This is a genomic window from Streptomyces sp. NPDC096048 (genome assembly GCF_044763415.1).
Taxonomy (GTDB): Bacteria; Actinomycetota; Actinomycetes; order Streptomycetales; family Streptomycetaceae; genus Streptomyces.
On record NZ_JBIWGG010000005.1, the window covers coordinates 273,039 to 289,885 of the forward strand.

Annotated in this window: 16 protein-coding genes; 11 read left to right on the forward strand and 5 right to left on the reverse strand. The window is 72.1% G+C overall.

Annotation, left to right across the window (positions count from 1 at the left end; all coding sequences use genetic code 11):
- Positions 1-35 precede the first annotated feature (35 nt).
- A complete protein-coding gene (locus ACIQ6R_RS15415) occupies positions 36-734 on the forward strand; it encodes a type 1 glutamine amidotransferase (protein ID WP_404221636.1) in 699 nt (232 codons plus the stop codon).
- A gap of 63 nt (positions 735-797) precedes the next feature.
- Here the strand turns inward: ACIQ6R_RS15415 and ACIQ6R_RS15420 are convergent, their stop codons facing one another.
- Positions 798-1,997 carry a GDSL-type esterase/lipase family protein gene (locus ACIQ6R_RS15420; RefSeq protein WP_404178562.1) on the reverse strand — a complete coding sequence of 400 codons (1,200 nt, stop codon included), beginning with the start codon at positions 1,995-1,997 and terminating at the stop codon, positions 798-800.
- 109 nt (positions 1,998-2,106) lie between these two features.
- Positions 2,107-2,676 (reverse strand): TetR/AcrR family transcriptional regulator, encoded by a 570-nt coding sequence (locus tag ACIQ6R_RS15425; protein WP_404179097.1) that lies wholly within the window; start codon positions 2,674-2,676, stop codon positions 2,107-2,109.
- 71 nt (positions 2,677-2,747) lie between these two features.
- Between ACIQ6R_RS15425 and ACIQ6R_RS15430 the strand changes: the two genes are divergently transcribed.
- From ACIQ6R_RS15430 to ACIQ6R_RS15470, 9 genes are all read left to right on the forward strand, one after another.
- Positions 2,748-3,239 (forward strand): FBP domain-containing protein, encoded by a 492-nt coding sequence (locus ACIQ6R_RS15430; protein WP_404178559.1) that lies wholly within the window; start codon positions 2,748-2,750, stop codon positions 3,237-3,239.
- A gap of 34 nt (positions 3,240-3,273) precedes the next feature.
- On the forward strand, positions 3,274-3,834 hold the full coding sequence (locus ACIQ6R_RS15435; RefSeq protein WP_404178556.1) for a GNAT family N-acetyltransferase: 561 nt from the start codon (positions 3,274-3,276) through the stop codon (positions 3,832-3,834).
- Positions 3,835-3,952: 118 nt separating this feature from the next.
- Positions 3,953-4,525, forward strand: coding sequence for a DUF488 family protein (locus ACIQ6R_RS15440; protein ID WP_404221638.1), 573 nt, complete (start codon positions 3,953-3,955; stop codon positions 4,523-4,525).
- Positions 4,526-4,547: 22 nt separating this feature from the next.
- Positions 4,548-5,492 carry a hypothetical protein gene (locus ACIQ6R_RS15445; protein WP_404221640.1) on the forward strand — a complete coding sequence of 315 codons (945 nt, stop codon included), beginning with the start codon at positions 4,548-4,550 and terminating at the stop codon, positions 5,490-5,492.
- Between the two features lie 88 nt (positions 5,493-5,580).
- Positions 5,581-5,919 carry an SCO0607 family lipoprotein gene (locus tag ACIQ6R_RS15450; protein ID WP_404221642.1) on the forward strand — a complete coding sequence of 113 codons (339 nt, stop codon included), beginning with the start codon at positions 5,581-5,583 and terminating at the stop codon, positions 5,917-5,919.
- A gap of 266 nt (positions 5,920-6,185) precedes the next feature.
- Positions 6,186-6,938, forward strand: coding sequence for a hypothetical protein (locus ACIQ6R_RS15455; RefSeq protein ID WP_404221644.1), 753 nt, complete (start codon positions 6,186-6,188; stop codon positions 6,936-6,938).
- A gap of 108 nt (positions 6,939-7,046) precedes the next feature.
- Positions 7,047-7,910 (forward strand): DMT family transporter, encoded by an 864-nt coding sequence (locus tag ACIQ6R_RS15460; protein WP_404221646.1) that lies wholly within the window; start codon positions 7,047-7,049, stop codon positions 7,908-7,910.
- Positions 7,911-8,052: 142 nt separating this feature from the next.
- Complete coding sequence (locus tag ACIQ6R_RS15465) at positions 8,053-9,507, forward strand: basic amino acid/polyamine antiporter (RefSeq protein WP_404178538.1); 1,455 nt, start codon at positions 8,053-8,055, stop codon at positions 9,505-9,507.
- A gap of 84 nt (positions 9,508-9,591) precedes the next feature.
- Positions 9,592-10,830 carry an arginine deiminase gene (locus ACIQ6R_RS15470; protein ID WP_404179094.1) on the forward strand — a complete coding sequence of 413 codons (1,239 nt, stop codon included), beginning with the start codon at positions 9,592-9,594 and terminating at the stop codon, positions 10,828-10,830.
- 35 nt (positions 10,831-10,865) lie between these two features.
- Here ACIQ6R_RS15470 and ACIQ6R_RS15475 read toward each other — a convergent pair whose 3' ends face one another.
- A complete protein-coding gene (locus tag ACIQ6R_RS15475) occupies positions 10,866-11,150 on the reverse strand; it encodes a hypothetical protein (protein ID WP_404178535.1) in 285 nt (94 codons plus the stop codon).
- Between the two features lie 326 nt (positions 11,151-11,476).
- Between ACIQ6R_RS15475 and ACIQ6R_RS15480 the strand changes: the two genes are divergently transcribed.
- On the forward strand, positions 11,477-11,935 hold the full coding sequence (locus ACIQ6R_RS15480; RefSeq protein ID WP_404221649.1) for a hypothetical protein: 459 nt from the start codon (positions 11,477-11,479) through the stop codon (positions 11,933-11,935).
- A gap of 12 nt (positions 11,936-11,947) precedes the next feature.
- Here ACIQ6R_RS15480 and ACIQ6R_RS15485 read toward each other — a convergent pair whose 3' ends face one another.
- Complete coding sequence (locus tag ACIQ6R_RS15485) at positions 11,948-14,323, reverse strand: glycoside hydrolase family 65 protein (protein ID WP_404221651.1); 2,376 nt, start codon at positions 14,321-14,323, stop codon at positions 11,948-11,950.
- Positions 14,320-16,710: a phosphoketolase gene (locus ACIQ6R_RS15490; protein WP_404221653.1), complete on the reverse strand. Its 2,391-nt coding sequence runs from the start codon at positions 16,708-16,710 to the stop codon at positions 14,320-14,322. Before ACIQ6R_RS15490 ends, ACIQ6R_RS15485 begins: the two co-directional genes overlap by 4 nt.
- Between the last annotated feature and the right edge of the window lie 137 nt (positions 16,711-16,847).

Sequence of the window (16,847 nt, forward strand, 5' to 3'; positions counted from 1 at the left end):
ACGGTGTCCGAGGGATGTGAGGCAAGGGGTGGGCGATGTCGCGGCTGCTGGTGGTGCAGAACGGTCCGGACGGCGGGCCGGGCCGGTTCGGTGACTGGCTGGTCTCGGACGGGCTGTCGCTGGACGTGGTGCACGCGTACGCCGGTACGCCTCTCCCCAGGCGCCTGGCGCACGAGGGAGTCATGGTCCTCGGCGGCGGCTGTCTGCCCGACGACGACGTCCGCGCGCCCTGGCTCGCGCCCACCCGCGCACTCGTCGCCGAGGCGGTGGAGCGAGGCACTCCCGTGTTCGGGATCTGCCTCGGCGGACAGCTCCTCGCCCATGTCGCGGGAGGAACGGTCCGGGCCGACCACGGCGAACCGGAGCTCGGCAGCACGCCGCTCACCGTGCGGGCGGAAGCCGGGAGTGATCCCCTCTTCCGAGGGCTCCCGGAGCGGGTGACGGCGGTCGAGCATCATGTGGACGCCGTCACCGCCCTGCCGCCTGACTCCGCCTGGCTGATGGAGAGCGAGCGGTGCCCGTACCAGGCGTTCCGGGTCGGCGACCGGGCATGGGGGGTGCAGTTCCACCCCGAGGCGGGCGCGGACCGGGTCCGGTCGTGGGCTCCGGAGCGGATCCGGGCCAAGGGCCTGGACCCGGAGGAACTCACCCGCCGGGCGGAACGCGACGAGACCGCGGCCGAAGGGGTCTGGCGCGAGGTCGCGCGGCGCTTCGCCGCGGTTGTCGGGGCGTGAGGGGGCGGGAGCGCCGGAGGGGCGGAAGGGCCGTGAGCGTCGGAGGGCCGGGAGGGTCGTGAGTCAGCCCGTGAAGGGGGTCGTGAGTCGACCCGCGAAGGCGCCGTGGTCGGCGAAGACCTGCTCGGCGAAGCGTTCGCCGATGCGGCGGTGGGTGGCCGCGTCCGGGTGGAGGTCGTCGGGCAGGGGCAGCTCGGCGGAGTCGGCCTCGCCGTAGAGGTCGCGGCCGTCGAGGTAGTGCAGGTTCGGGTCGTCGGCGGATCGCTGCTCGACGATCCGGGCCAGCTCGTCCCGGATGACGTTCAGGGTCAGTTTCCCGCTCGCCCGTTCGGCCGGGTCGCCCATGGCCGTGAAGCGCAGTCGCCCCTCGGCGGCGTGGGAGAAGTCGGGGGCGCTGGGACCGGGGGTGTCCTCGTGGATGGGGCACAGGATGGGCGAGACGACCAGCAGCGGGGCGGTGGGGTGGCCGTCGCGGACGGTGTCGAGGAAGCCGTGGACGGCGGGGGCGAAGGCGCGCAGGCGCATGACGTCCGCGTTGACGATGTTGATGCCGATCTTGAGGCTGATCAGGTCGGCGGGGGTGTCGCGCAGGGCCTGCGCGGTGAAGGGGTCGAGCAGGGCGCTGCCGGCCAGGCCCAGGTTGACGAGTTCGACGCCGCCGAGGGAGGCCGCGAGCGCGGGCCAGGTGGTGGTGGGGCTCGCGGCGTCGGAGCCGTGGCTGATCGAGCTGCCGTGGTGCAGCCAGACCCTGCGGCCCGGGTCCGGGGCGGGCTCGACGGGGGCGTTCGTGCGCAGGGCGACGAGTTCGGTGGTCTCGTTGTGCGGCAGCCAGATCTCGATGTCCTTGCGGCCTTCGGGCAGGCCCGCGAAGCGGAGGGTGCCGACAGGGCCGGGTTCGACGCTCGCCGAGCCGGTGGTCATGTCGATGGTCAGGGTGTTGCCGCCCGCGACACTGCCCCGGCCGGCCGGTCGGCCGTCGACGAGCAGGTCGTACACGCCGTCCGGGCGCGGCGGGGCGCCGGCGTAGACGCGTTTGGTGGGCAGGGTGTCCAGTTCGAGGGCGGTGGCCCGGGTGCGCAGGGCCAGGCGTACACCGGAGGGCTGGGACTCGGCCATGGCCAGCTGTCCGTCGGTGTTCCGGGCGCGGGCCCGGGCGGGCAGCCGGTGCGGCAGCAGGCCCTGCTCGGTGCGCTCGAGATCGAGGGCACCACGCAGGAGGTCCCGGGTGATCGGCGTGGTGATCCAGTCGTCCGTGGTGTGCATGTCGTCTCCGGCTGTGGTGGTGTGTTCGCTCGCAGGGGCGGTGCGTTCGCCCGCTGGGGTGGCGCGTTCGCCCGCTGGGGCGGGGAGGCTCACGCTGGGGCGGGGTGGCTCACGCTGCGGGCCAGTTGCGCAGCAGGGCGTCGAGGGCGTCCACGATCCGCGTCCACGTCTCCTGGGTGTCGGGGGCGCTGTGGCTGAAGCCGCCGCCCATCTCCAGACTGACGTAGCCATGGAAGACGCTGCCCAGGAGTCGGACGGCGTGCGTCTGGTCGGGTTCCACCAGGTCGTAGCCGCGCAGGATGGCCCGGGTCATCTGTGCGTGGCGGACGCCCGCGCTGGCCGCCGCCGTCTCCGGGTCGAGACGCAGCTGGGCCGCGGCGTATCGGCCGGGGTGTTCCCTGGCGTAGTCGCGGTAGACGTTCGCGAAGGCGGCGAGGGCGTCCTTGCCGGCCCGCCCCGCCAGCGCCGTGGCGCCCCGGTCGGCGAGTTCGGCGAGGGCCAGCAGGGCGATCCGGGTCTTGAGGTCCTGGGAGTTCCTCACATGCGAGTACAGGCTCGCGACCTTGACGTCGAAGTGCCTGGCCAGCGCGGAGACCGTCACCTGGTCGAAGCCGACGTCGTCGGCCAGTTCCGCGCCCGCCCGGACCAGGCGTTCCGTGGTCAGCCCCACCCGCACCATAATCATCCTCTCGTTGTCCTGATCCAATTATGCATTTGCCTAAAGCTTTTAGGCAACTTAGCCTGAGGAGTATGAGACCGCTGACCGACAAAGAGATCCGTGCCGCCTTCGTGAACTGCACCAAGGGAGCGGCCAAACGGCTGTCCGTGCCCCACGACCTGGCCGACCGCCCGTGGGACGACCTGGACTACTTCGGCTGGCGGGATCCCCAGGCGCCGGACCGCGCCTACCTGGTGACCGAACTGGGCGGCCGTCCGACGGCCCTCGCACTGCGCTCCTCCGGCGCCGCCTCCGGGCAGGCGCGCCGCAGCATGTGCTCGATGTGCCTGACCACCCATTCCGGCGGCGTCTCCCTCATGGTCGCCCCGAAGGCGGGCAAGGCCGGGCAGCAGGGCAACTCGGTGGGCGCCTACATATGCAGCGACCTGGCCTGTTCGCTGTATGTGCGCGGCAAGCGGGAGGCGGGCGCCGGGGCGCGACTGCACGAAACGATCACGCTGGAGGAGAAGATCCGGCGGACCGTGGCGAATCTCGCGGCGTTCGTCGACAAGGTGGTCGCATGACGGACGGTTCGCGACGCGCGGCTAGGATCCCGCAATGATCGAAGGCAGGTTGACAAGGTTGCGGGCGCTGCGGTCAGAGGACGCCGCGCACCATCTCCGGTGGCGCAACGATCCGCGGGTGGTGCGCTGGGCGGCGGCCGGCGACCCGTGTTTCGGCCCCGTGACGGCGGAGGCGATCACGCTCGCCTTCGACACCATGCTGCGGCTCAGCCCGAGGGAGTCGGCCGTGTTCACCGTCGAGGACACGGCCGGCGGCGGGGTGATAGGCATGGTCGACTACCGCGACCTGGACCCGTACGCCGGGGTGGCCACCCTGGGCATCACCATCGGCGAGAAGGAGTTCTGGGGGCGCGGCCACGGCTCGGAGGCGCTGCGGCTGCTCGTGGGTCACCTGTTCGGCGCGTACGGTCTCCACCGGCTGGAGCTGGACACCTGGAGCGGCAACGAGCGTGCCATGCGTTCCTTCACGAAGCTGGGCTTTCGCGAGGAGGGCCGGCTGCGCTCCGCCGTGCTGATGGAGGGGCGGCGCTACGACCGGGTGCTGTTCGGCATCCTGCGCGAGGAGTGGTCGCAGGCCGGGACCGGCGACGACTGACCACCAGCGGTCGAGCACAGGAGGGGCGGGACGCCCGGGTGCGTCCCGCCCGGGTCACGCGGCCGTCCGCGACCGCACACAGAGGCATGAGCGCGGGCAGCGAGGGGACCCCGACGACATGTCCCAGCCTCACCTGGTCACGTTCGGGCACGGCACCGCGGGCCGCGCCGCGCTGGCCGAACTGCTGCGTGGTGCCGGCGTCGCCGCCGTGGTCGACGTCAGGACGGCGCCCGGCAGCCGCCGCGACCCCGACCTGCTGCGGGAGCGGCTCGCCGGGTGGCTGCCCGAGGAGGGCCTCGCCTACCGCTGGGAGCAGCGCCTGGGCGGTTTCCGCAAGCCGGTGCCGGACTCGCCCGACGTCATCTGGCGCAACACCTCGTTCCGCGGGTACGCCGGACACACGCGCTCACCGGAGTTCGTCACCGCCATGGACGAGCTGCTGGACCGGACGGCGCGGGAACGCACCGCGGTCATGTGCGGCGAAGCGGTGTGGTGGCGGTGCCACCGACGCCTCATCGCCGACTTCGCCGTCCTGGCCCGCGGCACCCCCGTGGACCACCTCATGCACGACGGCCGCCTGACGGCCCACTCCCCCACTCCTGGTGCGCGACTGCGGACGGACGGCCTCCTCGTCTACGACGACGAGGAGGCGGCGGCGAAGGCGGCCGCGTCGAGGTCGGGGCGGCCGTAGAGACGAGGCGGAGGCAGCGGACATGCAGCGCGAGGGCGGACGCGGTCGGGACACCGGCGAACACGACGTGGAGCCGGTGGAGTCGGTCCTCGACGAGCTGTACGCGACGCCGCCGTCCGACTTCGTCGCCCGTCGTGAGGAACACGCCGCGGCCGCCAGAACGGACGGCCGCAAGGAGGACGCCCGCGCCATCCACGCCGCCCGTCGGCCCACGCCGGCGGCCTGGGCGGCGAACCTGCTGAGGCGCTCCCGACCGGAGGAGAGCCGGCGGTTCCTGGAGCTGGGGCAGGCGCTGCGCGAGGCACACCGCACCCTGGACGCGGCCGGCCTCAAGGAGCTCTCGGCGCAGCGTCGGCACATCGTGTCCGCCCTGTCCCGGCAGGCCGCCCAGCTCGCCCGCGAGGCCGGGCACCAACTGTCGCAGGCGGCGCAGCAGGAGGTCGAGTCGACCCTGCGCGCGGTCCTCGCCGACCCGGACGCGGCCGACCAGTGGGCCGGCGGGCGCCTGGCGGGCTCCCTCACCCCGCCCTCGGAGTTCCCCTCGGACACCGCCCCCGCCGAACCCGCGCCGCGCGAGCTGCCCCGGCCGGACACCCGTCGTCGCACGCCCGCGGACCGGGGGCGGGACGAACTCGCCGAGCGGCGCCGCAAACGGCGGGAGGAACTCGTCCGGGCCGAACAGGCCGCGGAGAAGGCCGCGCGGCAACTGGCTGACAGACGCGCGGAAGAGGCCGACGCCGAGGCGTCACTGCGGCGGACCGACGAGGAGCACGACCGGGCACGCGAGGAGGTGTCCGCCGCGGAGCGACGCCTGGGACAGGCACACGAGGAGCTCGACCGGGCCGAGCGGGAGCGGCGGAAGGCCGAGGAGCGCAGGCGTGCGGCCGCCGGCGCGCTGTCCCGGGCCGAGCGGGAGGCACGTGAGACCGCACGCGAGGTCGACCGCTTGGCCGGCCGTGTCAGGTAGTAGGGCCCCCGATTGAGTACTCGTACTCATGAGGAGTTTCCCCCGCCGGGGGAGGCTTGCCGTACCAGCCACCCAGAGGGAGTCAACCGTGCGCACCACCGGCCGAGTTCACCGCCCGTCGCCCCTGCGTGTCGACCGCACCAAACGGTCCGCCCCGGGTCTCGCCCTGGCCTGCGTGACCGTCGCCGCGATCCTGACCGGCTGCTCCATGCAGGACGCGACCTGCGGAGGCGGCGAGTACCCGGTCATGGCCATCGGCAGCACCGGCAGTGCCTGTGTGCCCAACGACGAGGAGCCGCCCGAGGGTTACACCCGTTACCCCGAGGGCAAGGTTCCCGAGCATGTCGGCGACAAGTGGGACACCTACTGGCAGACGCACACCGTCGACAAGGACGGAAACATCGTCGAGGTGCCCGAAGGCGAGTGAGTGCCGGGGGGCCAGGCTCCGAACACACACGCGAGTAACCCGCGGCACATACCACGTTGGCGGCCATACGTGGTATACCGGCCCGGCAGCAAACAGGGGAACAACAGGCTCCGTCCGTCCGTACTATCTGTGTGTCAGCACAGCCGGTGGCAGTCTCCAGTTCTCCGCTGCCGGGCGCCGATCGGACATGGTCCCCATGTCCCGCGCCTGATGTCCCGCCGTTCCTCACGAGCCTTCACGGCCGCGAATCGAGGAGAGTCAACACCATGTCCGAGAGCACGATGCAGGCCGCCACCCAACTGGCATCGCAGTACAGCGTCCAGGTGACCGACGACCTGGAGCGCAACATCAAGGAGCAGGAACGCATCAGCGGGGAGATCACCGCTCTGCAGCAGCAGCTGGCCGCGCTGCAGCACGACCACGCCCTGCTGGTGAACATGCAGCAGGCGCTCGGCATCACCTCCCCGCCGGCTCCGTCCGCGACCGCCGCGGAGCCCGCCGCCGCGACCGACGCGGCCGCCGTCCCCGCTCCCCGGGACAGTGACGCCACGGAGCCGGCCGCCAAGAAGCGGACGCGGAGCAGGAAGACCGCCACCACGACCAAGCGCGCCGCCGCCCCGAAGTCGGGTGCCAAGCCGGCCCCGAAGACCGACGCCGCGCCTGCCGCCAAGCCGGCCGCCAAGTCGTCCACCAAGGCCGCCAAGAAGCCGGTGGCGAAGAAGACGCCGACGCAGGTCGCCGACCGGCCCACGCTGGTCGAGCTGGTGCGCAACCACCTCGTCGAACAGAGTGAGCCGCGCTCCGCCGCCGAGGTCACCACGGCGCTCGGCCAGGCCCACTCCGGACGCACCATCAAGACCACGGTCGTCCGCACCACCCTCGAAGGTCTCGTCGCCAAGAACCAGGCCCAGCGCTCCAAGCAGGGCACCTCGGTCTACTACACCGCCACCGAAACGCCGGAGGCGAAGCAGAAGCAGGACGCGGGAACGGAGAAGCCGGCCGCGCAGAGCGACAACTGACGGCCCCCGCACCCCGCACCCTGCGCCCTGCACCGGCGCACGGTCGCATCGTCCTCCCCCGTCGTGGCGCGGCGCGCGGTCGCGGGAAAACGGGGTGAGGATCGGTGGATGGGTGTTGTTCTGCCGGTGCTCTTCGCACTCCTCGCCGCGTTCAGCAACGCGCTGGCCACCGTGCTCCAGCGGCGTGCCGCGTTGAGTGTGCCGCAGACCCAGGGCTTCCGCCCGGGGTTGGTGCTCGACCTGTTGCGGCGGCCCGTCTGGATCGGCGGCATGCTGGCCGTCGTGGTCGCCGGTGTGGGGCAGGCGGTGGCTCTGGCGACGGGGCCGCTGTCACTCGTACAGCCGTTGTTCGTGCTGGAGCTTCCCCTGGCCCTGCTGCTGGCCTCGCTGATGACCGGCCGCCACATGACCCACGTCATGTGGCTCGCCGTGGGCGGGGTGGTCGTCGGGCTGGGTGTCGCGCTGGCGTCGGCCGCGCCGGACGGCGGCGAGGCCGACGTGCCCCTGGATCGGTGGGTGCCCGCGCTGGTGGCCTGCGCCGTGGCGGCCGTACTGCTGACCGCGGCCGGTCTGAAGCGCCCCGTCGGCAAGGCCCGCGCCGGTTGTCTCGGTGCGGCCACCGCGGTGTGCTACGCCCTGACGGCCGCTCTGATGAAGGACTCCATGCGCGTCCTGGACACCGACGGTGTGGTCGGCTTCCTGACCACGTGGCAGACGTACGGCTTCGCGGCGGCCGGTGTGGGTGCCGTGCTCCTGCTGGAGCACGCCATGCAGGGCGGCCCCCTCGTCGCCTCCCAGCCCGCCCTCACCCTGGGGGACGCCGCGGTGAGCCTCCTGCTCGGCGTCGTCCTCTACCAGGAGGACGTGCGCGCCGGCTGGTGGATCGTGCCGCAGTTGCTCGGCGTCTCCCTGATCGTCGTGGGTGTGCTCACCCTCGCCCGGCGCGGCGTCGACCTGCGCACCGGGCGCTGAACGCGCCGCGCCGAGCCGGGTGGCGAAGCTCGTCGCCGTCCCCGTCGCCGCCGCAGGACACCAGCGCCGCCGCGCCCGGGATGCCCGAAGCCGCCATGCGATGCACAGTGGTCGCAATCGCTCGGCGACCCAGAGGGACGGCATGTCACAGGCCGCTGCTTCCGACACCGACGGGGAATCCCCGCCGGCTGCCAAACTGCCGCTGTTCACCCTGACGGCCATGGTCGTCGGGTCGATGGTGGGCGCCGGGGTGTTCTCACTGCCGGGGCGGTTCGCCGAGGAGACCGGCGTCGCGGGGGCGCTGATCGCCTGGACGATCGCCGGCACGGGCATGCTGATGCTGGCCTTCGTCTTCCAGTCCCTCGCCGTACGCAGACCCGACCTCGACGCCGGTGTGTACGCGTACGCCAAGGCCGGCTTCGGTGAGTACCTGGGCTTCTTCGCCGCCTTCGGCTACTGGGCCAGCACCTGCGTCGGCAACGTGACCTACTGGGTCCTCATCATGTCGACCGTCGGCTCGATCTGGCCCGGCCTCGGCGACGGGGACACCGCCCTCGCGGTGGTCCTGTCCTCGGTCGGGCTGTGGGCGTTCTTCTGGATGATCCGGCGCGGTGTGAAGGAAGCGACCGCCATCAACAAGGTCGTCACGGTGGCCAAGCTCGTGCCCATCGTGATCTTCGTGATCCTGGCCCTGGTGTACTTCCGGCCGAGCGTGTTCGCCGACAACTTCGGCGGCGCGGACTACGCCGGTTCCCTGTTCTCGCAGGTGCGCGGCACCATGCTGGCCACGGTGTTCGTCTTCCTCGGCGTGGAGGGCGCCAGCGTCTACTCGCGGCACGCCAAACGCCGGTCCGACGTGGGCAGGGCGACGGTGCTCGGCTTCCTCAGCGTGTTCGCCGTCTTCGCGTCGGTGACCATCGTGTCGTACGGCATCATGCCGATGGCCGAGATCGCCGACCTGCGCCAGCCGTCCATGGCGGGCGTCCTGGAGGAGGCCGTCGGCACCTGGGGCAGGGTGTTCATCAGCGTCGGCCTGATCGTGTCGGTGCTGGGCGCCTATCTGGCGTGGACGCTGATGGCGGCGGAGGTGCTCTTCGTCGCGGCCAAGGACGACGACATGCCGCGCTTCCTGCGCCGTGCCAACGACGTCGACGTGCCCGTGCCGGCGCTGCTGATGACCTCGCTGCTCACCCAGGTGGTGCTGATCGCCACCAGCTTCTCGGACGACGCCTTCGACTTCGCGCTCAACCTGACCAGCGCCCTCTCCCTGATCCCGTATCTGCTGGCGGCGGGCTTCGCGGTGCGGATCGGCGCCCGTGCCGACCCGCTCACGGCGGGCGGCCGGACCTCCCGGCGCGAGCTGGCCGTCGGCGTCGTCGCCACGCTGTACACGGCGTTCCTGCTGTACGCGGCCGGACTGAAGTACGTACTGGTCTCCTTCATCCTCTACGCCCCGGCGACCGTCCTGTTCGTGATGGCCCGCAGCGAGCAGGGCCGGCGGCTGTTCTCACCCGGGGAACTCGTCGTGCTGACCGTCTCCGTGGTGGGTGCGGTGCTGGGCATCGTGGCCCTGGCGGCCGGATGGATCAGCCTGTGAGCCGCGTCCCCGTCGTTCCCCCCTCCCCCCGCCTCGTCCCGCATCCTTCAAGGAGGACGTGTGAACAGCAACGAAAGCGCCGCGATGCCCGCCCTCGGCGTCCACTCCGAGGTCGGCAGGCTGCGCAAGGTCCTGGTGTGTTCCCCCGGCCTGGCGCACCGGCGCCTCACCCCCACCAACTCCGACGACCTGCTCTTCGACGACGTGATGTGGGTGGAGAACGCCCAGCGCGACCATGCCGCGTTCGTCGGCGAACTGCGCCGGCGCGGGGTGGAGGTGGTGGAACTGCACGACCTGCTGGCGCGGATCGTGGCGATCCCGGAGGCGAAGGCGTGGCTCCTGGACCGGAAGATCGTCGCCAACCAGGTCGGTATCGGTCTCATCGACGCCACCCGCGCCTACCTGGAGACGCTGTCGCCCAGGGAACTGGCCGAGTACCTCGTCGGCGGGCTCGCCACCAGCGACCTGCCCGAGGACTTCCGCTCCCCGCACCTCACGCTCGCCCGCGAGTCCACCGGCGCGCGCGAGTACCTGATGCCGCCCCTGCCCAACACGCTGTACACCCGCGACACGACCTGCTGGCTCTACGGCGGGCTCACCCTCAACCCGCTGTACTGGCCCGCGCGGCACGACGAGACACTGCTGATGAAGGCGATCTACACCTTCCACCCCGACTTCAAGGGCTCGACGGTGTGGTGGGGCGACCCCGAACAGGACTGGGGCCAGGCCACCTTCGAGGGCGGTGACATCATGCCGGTGGGCAACGGAGTCGTCCTCATGGGCATGAGCGAGCGTACGTCGCGGCAGGCCATCACCCAGGTCGCCGCCGCGCTGTTCCGCAGCGGCGCCGCCCAGCACGTCGTCGTCGCCGGGATGCCGAAGCTGCGGTCCGCCATGCACCTCGACACGGTCTTCACCTTCGCCGACCGCGACGTGGTGACCCTCTACCCGCGGATCATGGACGGGGTGCACACCTTCTCGCTGCGCCCCGGTGACCGGGCGCCCGGCTTCGACATCGTCGACGAGGGCACCACTCCCTTCGTGGACGTCGTCGCCAAGGCGCTCGGGCTGTCCTCGCTGCGGGTGGTGGAGACGGGCGGCGACGCCTACGCCTCCGAACGCCAGCAGTGGGACAGCGGCAACAATGCCGTCGCGGTGGAACCCGGCGTGGTGTTCACCTACGACCGCAACACCCTCACCAACGCCCTGCTGCGCGAGGCCCGCATCGAGGTCGTGACCATCGTGGGCGCGGAACTGGGCCGGGGCCGCGGCGGGGGTCACTGCATGACGTGCCCGCTGGTACGGGATCCCGTCGACTTCTGAGCGTGCGCCCCCTCTCGTAGGCTGCACGCCCCGCGTCACCGGCAGAAGCCGTACGCCTGCTCCAGCCACCGGTGCAGCGCCGTGTGCACGCTGCCGGGGAGCCGGCTGAGCTGTGCGATGGCGGCGCGGTCCCCGGCGGAGGGCGCGATGCCCGCCGCGGTCAGGAGGGCGAGCAGGTCCAGGCGGCGCAGGTCGACGGGGTCGATGCGGCTGGGAACGCGTTCGGCCGGGTTGGGCGGCCGGAGCAGGAAGTCGCCCTGGGCGTCGCTGGAGTCGGAGCACGCCGGGTCGGCGGCGGTCGGGGCAGTCATCGTGTGCATACCGCGGTCCTCCACTTGATGGGTCGCCGTTCTTGCCGGCATGAGACACCGGGGCGGCGACGGTGGTTGCGGACCGGCCCGAGGACCACACGGTGGATGCAATCGGCGCCTTATCGCACGATCCGGCCCGGCACGGGCGCCGGCCGGCAGGCGTCCCGGGGGCCGGGGGCCGGTGGCCGGGCTGCTCGGCGCACCGGAGCAGCGCCCGCCACCGTCCCACCCGGGTGCTGCTCCGTACGAGTGGTGCGTCACCCGACACGGTCGTACGGTCGGTACGGGGAAAGGGAGAGCGGAGCCAAGCGACCCCGAGACGGCCGGGAGCAGACATGGGCAGAAACCCGATGAGGGCAGCGGTCACGCTCTGTGCCGCCGCCGCGCTCGCAGTACCCCTGGGCACGGCCTCCGCCGCACCGTCGACGGAACACACGACACTGACACAGCAGACGTCGGATCCCGTGCTGGTCAACTGCTCCTCGCAGCCGGAGGTGCGGCCCGAGGCGTTCCTGCTCGCCTGCGGGGACGGCAACAGCCGTCTGGTCTCGCTGCGCTGGTTCCGCTGGGACGCGAACGCCGCGGTGGGCCGGGGCAGCAACGCCATCAACGACTGCGACCCCTACTGCGCCGCGGGCACGTTCCGCTCGTATCCCGTGACCGTCCGGCTCGACCAGCCGCGGGCCTGGGAGAAGGACGCGGGCGAGCGGCACTACACCCGGATGACCCTGACCTACACCGACGGCAGGCCGGACGGAGCCCCCCGCGTCGTGAGCTACTCCCTGTGGGCCTGACGGTCCGGGCGGTCAGTCCGCGAGCGCGAGCCGGCAGGTGTCCCCCGGCTGGAGGCGCACCGCGCGATCCGGCAGCCGGACGTCGAACGGCAGGCTGCCGGACTCCGGCACGGCGATCTCCAGGCTGCTGTGCTCCAGCCGGAGCCGTACGCCCCAGTGGCCCAGGTAGCGGATGGAGAACCCGTACGACGACAACTCCGGCAGCGGCACCGGGTCCAGCCACAGGGCGCCCGCGCGGGTCTCCAGTCCGGTCAGGCCACGCTGGACGAGGTCCAGGGTGCCCGCCATGGCGCCGAGGTGGATGCCCTCGCCGGTGGTGCCGCCCTGGAGGTCGGCGACATCGCCCTTGAGCGCCTCCTGGCAGAACGCCCAGGCCTCGGCGCGGCGGGCCCGGGCCAGGATCCAGCCGTGGACGAGGCCGCTGAGGGTGGAGCCGTGGCTGGTGCGGGCCAGGTAGTAGTCGACGGTGCGCTGCCATGTCTCGTCGTCCAGGCGGTATCCCAACCGCTCGAAGAGCGAGCGGAGTTCGGCCGGGGAGAAGAGGTAGCCCAGCATCAGTACGTCGGCCTGCTTGGAGGCTTGGTAGTTGTTGACGCTGTCGTCCTCGGCCTCCAGGACGCGGTCGAGGCGCCGGATGTCGCCGTGCCGCTCGCGCAGGCCCTCCCAGTCGAGTTCGGCGAGGTCGCCGTACCCGTCGAACTGGCTGACGACGCCCTCGTGGAAGGGGACGTGGAGGGTGCGGGAGACGTCCTCCCACTGTTCGAGTTCGCCGTCGTCCAGGGCGGTGCGCTCGACGAGTTCGCGGCGGCGGGGCCCGGGCAGGTCCGCCAGGACCTCCAGGGTGCGGGTCAGGACCCAGGCGGCGGTCACGTTGGTGTACGCGTTGTCGTCGAGGCCCGGTCGCACGGCACCGGGGTAGGCCTCGTGGTACTCGTCGGGGCCGACGACGCCCCTGATGCGGTGCCTCCCCAGGTGCTCGTCCCAGGTGGCGGAGTCCGCCCAGAAGCGCGCGATCTGCAGCAGCATCTCGGCACCCTTGGTGTGCAGGAACTCCTCGTCGCCGCTCGCCTCGCAGTACTGCCACACGTTGTACGCGATCGCCGACCCCACGTGGTGCTGGAGGTGCGAGTGGTCCGGCAGCCAGCGGCCCGAGTGCGGGTTGAGGTGCAGTCGCTGGGTCTCCTCACGTCCGTCGCTGCCGCTCTGCCACGGGTACAGGGCGCCGCGCCTGCCGATCGCGCGGGCCGCGGCGCGGGCCCGTTCCAGTCGGCGGTGCCGGTAGTGGAGCAGGGCCCGGGACACCTCGGGGAAGTGCAGGTTGAGGTAGGGCAGGACGAACAGCTCGTCCCAGAAGACATGGCCGCGGTAGGCCTCCCCGTGCAGCCCGCGCGCCGGTACGCCCACGTCGAGGTCGGCGGTGTGCGGGGAGAGGGTCTGAAGTACATGGAAGAGGTGCAGGCGCAGGATGCTGCCCGCCTCGCCGGGCACGTCGAGTTCGGCGCGGCGCCACAGCTGTCCCCAGGCGGTCCGGTGCGACACCAGCAGCGCGTCGAAGCCGGGGGCGTCGGTCACCCGGTCGACGGCGGCCTGCAGCGGGTCGCTGATCGCCGGGTCGCGTGAGGTGTGCAGGGCCACGATCTTGTCGACGGTGACGGTGCGGCCCGGCTCCGCACGCAGGGTCGTGCGCTGTGTGACCCGCAGGTGCTCCCGTGCCGGTGCGACCGGCGCGTCGGCCGTCGTGCGGGCCGCCAGGCCGACCCGGATGTCCGAGGTGCGGGTGCGGCAGCGCAGCCACACCGTGCCGTCGTCGGCGCTGCCGGTGTGCACGTGGGTCAGGTGGCGGCCCTCCAGGTCCCGGTAGCGCGGCACCCCGGAATTGGTGACGCCGCCGTCGAGGGCCGCCTCCACGTCGAGGTCCGCCGTGCCCGCGTCGACCGTGAACTCCGTGCGCATCGCGGCGAGGTGGGGATCGGCCATGTGCACCAGCCGCAGCTGGCGCACGGACAGCACACGTCCCCCGCCGAGCCCGAAGTGGGTGCGGCGCTCCAGCACGCCCGAGTCAAGGTGCACGGTCTGGCGGTGGTCGAGCACGTCGGCGGTGTCCGGCGTGAGCCAGTCCCCTCCGGCGACCCGGAAGCGCAGCGGCAGCCAGTTCGGGAGGTTGACCATGTCCTCGTTCTCCACCTCTCGTCCCGCGACGGTGGAGGTGAGCCGGTTGTAGCAGCCGGCCGCATAGGTGCCCGGATAGTGCACGTCGTCCGCGGCGCACTCGGGCAGCGCGCCGCGGGTGGCGAAGTAGCCGTTGCCGAGCGTGCACAGCGACTCGCGCAGCCGCTCCTCCGCAGGGTCGTAGTGGTCGTAGTCCCAGGTCGAGGGCGTCGCGGTCACCGCGAGCCCTCCCACGACCAGTCGGCGACCTCGGGCAGGTCCACACCGTGTTCGCGGATCCAGTCGTGGTGGCGGATCCTGGTGTCCGCCATCCGCTGCCGCACGGCCGCCGCGCGCACGGCGAGACCGGGCACGCGGTCGATGACGTCCATGACCAGGCGGTAACGGTCCAGGTCGTTGCCGACCACCATGTCGAAGGGTGTGGTCGTGGTCCCGATCTCCTTGTAGCCGCGCACATGCAGATGTGCGTGGCCGGTGCGCCGGTAGGCGAGCCGATGGATCAGCCAGGGGTAGCCGTGGTAGGCGAAGACGACCGGCTTGTCGGCGGTGAACAGGCCGTCGTACTCGAAGTCGCTCATGCCGTGCGGGTGTTCCTCGCTGGGCAGCAGCCGGGCGATGTCCACGACGTTGACCACGCGTACGGCGAGATCGGGCAGGTGGCGGCGGATCAGCTGGGCGGCGGCCAGTACCTCCTGGGTCGGGACGTCGCCCGCGCAGGCGAGCACCACGTCGGGGTCGCGGCTGCTGTCCTCGGTGCCGGCCCAGTCCCAGATGCCGGCGCCGCGCGCGCAGTGCACCCGGGCCTGTTCCATGGACAGCCAGTCGAAGCAGGGCTGTTTGCCGGCGACGATCACGTTGACGTAGTCGCGGCTGCGCAGGGCGTGGTCGGCGACGGAGAGCAGGGTGTTGGCGTCCGGCGGCAGGTAGACCCGTACGGCCTCGGGGCTCTTGTTGAGGATGTGGTCGACGAAGCCGGGGTCCTGGTGGGAGAAGCCGTTGTGGTCCTGGCGCCAGACATGGGAGGTGAGCAGGTAGTTGAGGGAGGCGATGGGGGCGCGCCACGGCAGGCGGCGGGTCACGCGCAGCCATTTGACGTGCTGGTTGACCATCGAGTCGACGATGTGGACGAACGCCTCGTAGCAGGAGAACAGTCCGTGCCGGCCGGTGAGGAGGTAACCCTCCAGCCAGCCCTGGCAGGTGTGTTCGGAGAGGATCTCCATCACGCGGCCGTGCCGGTCGAGGTCCTCGTCGACGGGCAGCGTGCGGGCCTGCCATGCCTTGCCGCTGGCGCCGTAGACGGCCTGGAGGCGGTTGGATGCGGTCTCGTCCGGGCCGACGAGGCGGAAGTCGCGCCGGTCGGCGGTGGCGGCCATGACGTTCGCCAGCAGGTCGCCCAGGACCCGGGTGGGTTCGTGCGTGCTCGCGCCGGGTTCGTCGACGGGCACGGCGTACTTCTCCAGGGGCGGCAGGGGCAGCTCGCGCAGCAGCAGCCCGCCGTTGGCGAAGGGGGTGGCGCCGAGGCGGCGCGCGCCCTCGGGGACGGCGGCGAGGACGGCGGGGCGTGGCGCTCCGGCGTCGTCGAACAGTTCCTCGGGCCGGTAGGAGCGGAGCCATCGCTCCAGTTGCCTCAGGTGTTCCGGATCGGTCCGTACGGCGGGCAGGGGGACCTGGTGGGCGCGCCAGGTGTTCTCCACGGGCAGGCCGTCGACCTCGGCCGGCCCGGTCCAGCCCTTGGGGGTGCGCAGCACGATCACCGGCCAGCGGGGGCGGTCGCCGGCGCCGCCCTCGCGGGCGGCGCGCTGGATGGCGGCGATGCGGTCCAGGGCGGTGTCCATGGCGTGGGCCATCGTGCGGTGGACGGCGGCCGGTTCGTCGCCGGTGACGTGGATCGGGTCGTGGCCGTAGCCGCGCAGGAGTTCGTCGAGTTCGGCCTCGGGGAGGCGGGCGAGCACCGTCGGGTTGGCGATCTTGTAGCCGTTGAGGTGCAGGATCGGCAGGACGGCGCCGTCGTTGACCGGGTCGAGGAACTTGTTGGAGTGCCAGGAGGTCGCCAGCGGGCCGGTCTCCGCCTCGCCGTCGCCGATCACGCAGGCGACCAGCAGGCCGGGGTGGTCGAAGGCGGCGCCGTAGGCGTGCGAGAGGGCGTAGCCGAGCTCGCCGCCCTCGTGGATCGAGCCCGGCGTCTCGGGCGCGACGTGGCTCGGCACGCCGCCGGGGAACGAGAACTGCTTGAACAGCCGGCCCATTCCGCTCGCGTCCCGGGTGATGTCCGGGTAGGTCTCGGTGTACGAGCCCTCCAGCCACGAGTTGGCCAGTACGGCGGGCCCGCCGTGCCCGGGGCCCCAGACGCACAGGGCGTCGAGGTTCCGGGCCTTGATCACCCGGTTGAGGTGGGTGTGGACCAGGTTGAGGCCTGGTGAGGTGCCCCAGTGGCCGAGCAGGCGCGGCTTGACGTGCTCGGGGCGCAGCGGCTCGGTCAGGAGGGGATTGGCCATCAGGTAGATCTGGCCGACGGAGAGGTAGTTCGCGGCGCGCCAGTGGGCGTCCAGACCGGCGAGCTCGTCGTCCGTGAGCCCGGAGGGCGCCTGCTGCGTGTCACGGGACATCGGTGGTCCTTTCCGTGTCGGGACAGCGGCTCGGGCCGGGTGGGCACGAGGTGCCCCGTGCCCATCCCAACCCTGCGCGGCCCTGTCGGGTACCCGACAGGGCCGTTCGGGTCACGTCGGTTCCCGAACGGGGCCGC

Bases quoted from the DNA above. Each gene is read 5' to 3' on its own strand.
- ACIQ6R_RS15415 (WP_404221636.1), top strand. From the start codon at position 36: ATGTCGCGGCTGCTGGTGGTGCAGAACGGTCCGGACGGCGGGCCGGGC.
- ACIQ6R_RS15420 (WP_404178562.1), bottom strand. From the start codon at position 1,997: ATGCACACCACGGACGACTGGATCACCACGCCGATCACCCGGGACCTC.
- ACIQ6R_RS15425 (WP_404179097.1), bottom strand. From the start codon at position 2,676: ATGGTGCGGGTGGGGCTGACCACGGAACGCCTGGTCCGGGCGGGCGCG.
- ACIQ6R_RS15430 (WP_404178559.1), top strand. From the start codon at position 2,748: ATGAGACCGCTGACCGACAAAGAGATCCGTGCCGCCTTCGTGAACTGC.
- ACIQ6R_RS15435 (WP_404178556.1), top strand. From the start codon at position 3,274: ATGATCGAAGGCAGGTTGACAAGGTTGCGGGCGCTGCGGTCAGAGGAC.
- ACIQ6R_RS15440 (WP_404221638.1), top strand. From the start codon at position 3,953: ATGTCCCAGCCTCACCTGGTCACGTTCGGGCACGGCACCGCGGGCCGC.
- ACIQ6R_RS15445 (WP_404221640.1), top strand. From the start codon at position 4,548: ATGCAGCGCGAGGGCGGACGCGGTCGGGACACCGGCGAACACGACGTG.
- ACIQ6R_RS15455 (WP_404221644.1), top strand. From the start codon at position 6,186: ATGTCCGAGAGCACGATGCAGGCCGCCACCCAACTGGCATCGCAGTAC.
- ACIQ6R_RS15460 (WP_404221646.1), top strand. From the start codon at position 7,047: ATGGGTGTTGTTCTGCCGGTGCTCTTCGCACTCCTCGCCGCGTTCAGC.
- ACIQ6R_RS15465 (WP_404178538.1), top strand. From the start codon at position 8,053: ATGTCACAGGCCGCTGCTTCCGACACCGACGGGGAATCCCCGCCGGCT.
- ACIQ6R_RS15470 (WP_404179094.1), top strand. From the start codon at position 9,592: ATGCCCGCCCTCGGCGTCCACTCCGAGGTCGGCAGGCTGCGCAAGGTC.
- ACIQ6R_RS15475 (WP_404178535.1), bottom strand. From the start codon at position 11,150: ATGCACACGATGACTGCCCCGACCGCCGCCGACCCGGCGTGCTCCGAC.
- ACIQ6R_RS15480 (WP_404221649.1), top strand. From the start codon at position 11,477: ATGGGCAGAAACCCGATGAGGGCAGCGGTCACGCTCTGTGCCGCCGCC.
- ACIQ6R_RS15490 (WP_404221653.1), bottom strand. From the start codon at position 16,710: ATGTCCCGTGACACGCAGCAGGCGCCCTCCGGGCTCACGGACGACGAG.